The organism is Nostoc sp. NOS(2021) (assembly GCF_017115025.1).
Lineage (GTDB): Bacteria > Cyanobacteriota > Cyanobacteriia > Cyanobacteriales > Nostocaceae > Nostoc.
On record NZ_JABXKM010000228.1, the window covers coordinates 1 to 5396 of the forward strand.

The following is a 5396-nucleotide window of genomic DNA, read 5'->3' on the forward strand; positions in this document are numbered from 1 at the left end:
CTTATTTTAAGTAAGTTGTAGTTTTGTTGAGAAAGATCCGGGTAATGGATAGCCGAAGCGGAGAGAGGCTTTGATTTTTGCTCCCCAACGCTAGTAGGGAAGGGGTTGGGGGTTAGGTTTGAGAGAAAGTAGCACATAGCGTTATTTATTAATTTTTCAAAAAAATTACGCCAAGTTTAAGAAATCGAGGCAAGCCTTGGTGAAGTGTTAACTTAACTAATTAGTTGCCCATTTGGGCACAAATTATGAAAAACTTTTCATTTTCCCTTGGTACGCGTAAACAAAATAAGGTAGCTCGTTTTGCAGCATCTGTCATAGCAACGTTAGCGATCGCTGGTAGTATTCATTCTGCCAATGCTGCTTCTGTAAACACAACTACTGCAAAAGAAATCACTTCCGCCACTGTCCAGCTAAATCAGACCAAACCAAATATTACCCAGTTACAAACTAGCAGGACTCAATATCAAGCTGCTGGAATTGATGGTTTTGTACTGGTTCCCATCGTCCTTGTTGGCGGTTTAGTCATATTTGTCCCCCTGTTCTTTGGCGGACTGGTGGTGATTGGCGAACGTGAAGTTGGGATTGTGGTGAGGAAATTTACCCTTTCCGGGCATGGACTCCCCGCCGGCAGTTTGATTGCCCTCAACGGGGAGGCTGGCTTGCAGGCAGATACTTTGGCTCCTGGTTGGCACTGGGGCTATTGGCCTTGGCAGTATTCTGTAAAGAAAGAGTCGGTAATTGTCGTTCCCCAAGGGGAAATCGCTTTGATTGTGGCGGCAGATGGAGCCTCCAACCCACCAGAGCGGATTTTGGGTAAAATTGTAAGTTGTGACAACTTCCAAGATGCTCGGAAATTCCTCACCCAAGGCGGGGAAAAAGGGCGGCAAATGGGTTTTCTCACGGCAGGTACGTACCGGATGAATACTGCCCTGTTTAAAGTCATCATGGCAGCAAATGCCAGCGCTCATGGCATGACTCCAGAACAGTTGCGGGTGTACAGTCTGGCATCTGACAAAGTTGGCATCGTCACCACCTTAGATGGTGTCCCAATTTCTGCTGGTGAACTCGCAGGCCCGATAATTGACGAACACAATAACTTCCAAAATGGTCAGAAATTTATTGATGGTGGTGGGCGGCGAGGTTTACAAGAGCAGACTTTGCTTTCTGGTTCTTGGAATTTGAATCCTTGGTTTGTTCAGGTTGAGCAAGTGCCGATGACGGAAATTCCCATTGGGTATGTGGGTGTGGTGATTTCTTTCGTGGGTAAGGCGCATCAAGATGTCAGTGGTGCAGCTTTCACCCACGGTAACTTGGTTAATCAGGGACATAAAGGTGTGTGGGTCGAACCGCTATATCCTGGTAAGCACCCGATTAATTCTCGGATCATGAAGATGGAACTGGTGCCAACGACTAACATTGTCTTAAATTGGTCAGGTCGTACCGAACGCCACAGCTATGATGCTCAACTAGCTTCTTTGACAGTGCGATCGCGAGATGGGTTTGCCTTTGATTTGGAAGTAGCACAAATTATCCATGTGGGTGCATTAGATGCCCCGAAGGTAATTTCTCGCGTCGGTGCAATGCAAAATTTAGTAGACCATGTATTAGAACCGACTATCGGTAATTATTTCCGCAACTCAGCCCAAAACTGTACTGTACTAGACTTTCTGACTGCTCGGAGTGAGCGACAAACTGAGGCATCTGAGTATATTAAAACAGCACTGCGGGCTTATGACGTGCAAGCGATCGACACCCTCATTGGTGATATTCTGCCACCAGCATCACTGATGCAGACACAGACAGACCGGAAAATTGCTGAAGAAGAACGCAAGACTTACGAAGTCCAGCAGATGGCGCAAACCCAACGGCAGCAACTTGTTCGAGAAACGGCACTGGCTGATATCCAGCAAGAAATGGTGAAATCGGAGCAGAGTGTGCATATTGCTGACCTAAAAGCCCAAGCCCAAATCAAGCAGGCGAACGGTGAAGCTGAGGGTACAAAACTCCGAGCAATTGCTGAGGCTGAAGGTATTCGGGCCACAGGTAACGCCAAAGCTGAAACCTACCGGACTGGTGTGGAAGCTTTGGGGCCACAAGGTTATACAGCAATGCAACTAATGCAGATTATCGGCGATCGCAATGTCCGCTTGATTCCAGATGTCTTAGTTGGCAGCAACGGCAGCAATAACGGCTTAGTGGATGGGCTACTATCGATGATTTTATGGAATCAAACTGGTAAGGGTGAATTGACACCAATGCCTTTGCATCCACAACCAGTAGTTACCAAAGCACAACCAACCTCAGATAACGGTTTTCCACCTATAGTTGTGAATTTTCCGGCGGATAAGTAACATTAGCAACAGATGAATCAGCTATAGGATTTTTAGGTAGGGGCAATTTATGAATTGCCCCTGAGCGCGTGTAGTTTTGCGTAAATCCTATTCTTGAAGAAGTCGGGGATCTTTTTGTTCATAACTCATTTAGCATTGCTATATATTTTATTGTGGATGCCCTGTAGGCAAAAAAATTTTGCTGTTACAAGAACGTTATCGTTTAGTGAAACGGATTGGTCAAGGGAGATTCTGTAAAACCTTCCTCGCTGTAGATGAGGGTCAGTTTCCGCCAGTTCCTTGTGTCGTTCAAGAATTATCGCTGGAATACGAAACTTCTATTACTTTTGATCAAAAGGCGCAACAGCTAGAAGAATTAGGAAAGCATCCGCAAATTCCCGCTTTGTTGGCTTATTTTCAACAGAACGGGCATTTTTATTTAGTGCAAGAGTTTATTGCAGGCACTAATTTAGCTCAGGTGGTTGAAGAGGAAGGTGCTTTTAATGAAACTCAGATTTGGCAACTTTTAGAAGATGTGTTGCCAGTTTTTCAGTTTATTAGCGATCGCCACATCATCCACCGCGATATTAAACCCCAGAATATCATCCGTAGATCCCCAATTACCAAGAAGGGGGATTTCGTCATAGTCGATTTTACCACTGCAAAAATCGTCACAGAAATTGATCGGCTAACATCTGAAACCAGTATCGGCAGTCCAGAATATGCTGCACCAGAACAAGCGAGGGGAAAAGCGGTTTTTGCTAGTGACTTATATAGCTTGGGTGTAACTTGTATTTACTTACTTACCCAAATTCCCCCCTTTGATTTATTTGATATTGCTAACGATTGTTGGGTTTGGCAACAATATCTTACTACTAAGGTTAGCGATGTCTGGCAACAAGACGCAAGGTGTCTACGCTTGGCACCAATCCTCGACAAACTGCTGCAAAATGCTGTTAACCGTCGCTTTCAATCGGCTGATGAAGTTATGCAAGCAATGGGTATGGAATGTAAAATCCAAAATTTGAAATTACCAAATCCTCCTTGGCGATGCTTGCATACTCTAACTGGGCATTCTGGGACATTGAGTAGTGTGAATGCCCTTGCCATCAGTCCCGACGGTTACACCTTAGCTAGTGCTAGTGATGATAAAATTGTGAAATTCTGGGATTTAAATACCCAAAAAGTCCTAGCTAGCTTATCAGGACATTCCCAAGCTGTAAAATCAGTCGCCTTCAGTCCAGATGGTCAAATTCTGGCAACTGCTAGCGACGATAAAACTATCAAATTGTGGCGGGTTGAGACATTAGAGGAAATCTGCACTCTATTGGGACACTCACACGCTGTAAAATCAGTTGCTTTCAGTCCAGATGGGCAAATTCTCGTTAGTGGTAGCTGGGATAAGACAATCAAACTCTGGGATGTCAATACAGGCACAGAAATTTGCACGATGACGGGACACCAATTACAGGTCAATTCAGTAGCATTTAGTCCCCAAGGACAGCTTTTAGCCAGCGCTAGTTATGACCGAACAATTCGCTTGTGGCAGATATCTGCATTAGAAAGTTCCCAGAGAGAACTTCAAAACCGCCCATGCTATAGCTTGTTAAGCACCCTTTCGGGTCATGCATGGGCGGTTTTGACAGTCGCTTTTAGTCCCGATGGTCAAATTTTGGCGACGGGTAGTGATGACAACACTATTAAATTGTGGGAGGTAAACACTGGTCAGCTAATTTGCACACTAGTAGGCCATTCTTGGTCTGTGGTGGCTGTGGCTTTTACTGCCGATGGCGAAACGCTCCTAAGTGCAAGTTGCGACAAAACAGTTAAACTTTGGAGGGTAAGCACAGCAGAAGAGATTGTTACTCTCTCTGGTCATGTAGACTCAGTATCTGCTGTTGCTGTGAGCAAAGTTACACAATTAATTGCAAGTGGCAGCCGAGACAAGACTATCAAACTGTGGCAGCTTGTAGAATAGCACAATAGCTAATTTTGTAATATCAGGCGCTACCTGTGAAGGCAACTTCTGGAAATTTCAACTGAGCTTCTGCCATTGGACGGTTTCTGCCTTCCTCTTGCCAGTAGTTAATCACTTCTGTTGCTTTGTTAAGCAACTCGACACGATCTAGGTCAGTAATCCAATGTTTGGATTCTAGTTCCTTTTTTAACTCTTCCCAGGCATCATTTCTAGGCCAGAAAAAGTACTTAGTCAAAGGACTGGTGCCTTTGCCGACAATTTGATCGACTGCTAGAGCAACGTTTTCGTCTAACCACAGAATTTTCAAAATAAACTTGGTCAATCACACCTCCGGGAATTTCCGGGCATTACTTAACTAGGATAGCGATCGCTTATTTTAACGCAATACCTTATCAAATGACCAAACAGTAATTGGATTGGGCTAGGATAAGGTGTAGTCGGCGCTAACTACAGATGCTTATGACTGCCCAACTGCCCCAATCTCAAACCACATCTGGTTCTTCTTTGCATGAGCAAGATTTTTACCTGTGGATTCAAACCACGGCAGAACTGCTCAAACAAGGTCGGCTCACAGAACTGGATTTAGAGAATTTGATTGATGAAATTGAAACGATGGGCAGGAGTGAAAAGAAAGCGCTCAGAAGCAATTTGGAAGTGGTGCTAATGCATCTATTGAAGTATAAATATCAAGCCGAGAAGCGCTCTGGTAGCTGGCGAGCCACAATTCGGGAGCATCGCAAACGCCTCAGACAGGCTCTAGAAGAAAGTCCTAGCCTCAAACCCTATTTTTATGAGGTTTTTGGGCTGTGTTATGACGATGCTAGACTCTTGGCTGCTGATGAAACTGAATTGCATCTGGCTATCTTCCCAGAACAGTCCCCTTTCACGCCAGAGCAAGCCCTCAACCCTGATTTTTTACCGGAGTCATAATCTCACCTGATCTAACGCCATGTGCGACTTGATCTCAAACCTAACCCCCAACCCCTTCCCTACTAGCGTTGGGGAGCAAAAATCAAAGCCTCTCTCCGCTTCGGCTATCCATTACCCGGATCTTTCTCAACAAAACTACAACTTACTTAAAATAAGCC

The 5396-nt window shown here is 44.8% G+C and carries 4 protein-coding genes; 3 read left to right on the forward strand and 1 reads right to left on the reverse strand.

Annotated elements, in window-relative coordinates; genetic code table 11:
• Nucleotides 1-245 precede the first annotated feature (245 nt).
• Together HWQ41_RS24395 and HWQ41_RS24400 are read left to right on the forward strand one after the other, a co-directional pair.
• Nucleotides 246-2351, forward strand: a complete 2106-nt coding sequence (locus HWQ41_RS24395; protein ID WP_292768729.1) for a flotillin family protein — start codon at nt 246-248, stop codon at nt 2349-2351.
• A 178-nt stretch (nt 2352-2529) separates the two neighbouring features.
• On the forward strand, nt 2530-4308 hold the full coding sequence (locus HWQ41_RS24400) for a serine/threonine-protein kinase (protein WP_292768732.1): 1779 nt from the start codon (nt 2530-2532) through the stop codon (nt 4306-4308).
• A gap of 22 nt (nt 4309-4330) precedes the next feature.
• Here HWQ41_RS24400 and HWQ41_RS24405 read toward each other — a convergent pair whose 3' ends face one another.
• The gene (locus HWQ41_RS24405; protein ID WP_012410744.1) at nt 4331-4630 is read right to left on the reverse strand and encodes a 30S ribosomal protein PSRP-3; all 300 of its coding nucleotides are present in this window, start codon (nt 4628-4630) and stop codon (nt 4331-4333) included.
• A gap of 137 nt (nt 4631-4767) precedes the next feature.
• On the opposite strand from HWQ41_RS24405, the gene HWQ41_RS24410 reads away from it, so the two are divergent.
• On the forward strand, nt 4768-5238 hold the full coding sequence (locus HWQ41_RS24410; protein ID WP_292768734.1) for a DUF29 domain-containing protein: 471 nt from the start codon (nt 4768-4770) through the stop codon (nt 5236-5238).
• Nucleotides 5239-5396: the final 158 nt, after the last annotated feature.

Bases quoted from the DNA above. Each gene is read 5' to 3' on its own strand.
- HWQ41_RS24395 (WP_292768729.1), top strand. From the start codon at position 246: ATGAAAAACTTTTCATTTTCCCTTGGTACGCGTAAACAAAATAAGGTA.
- HWQ41_RS24410 (WP_292768734.1), top strand. From the start codon at position 4,768: ATGACTGCCCAACTGCCCCAATCTCAAACCACATCTGGTTCTTCTTTG.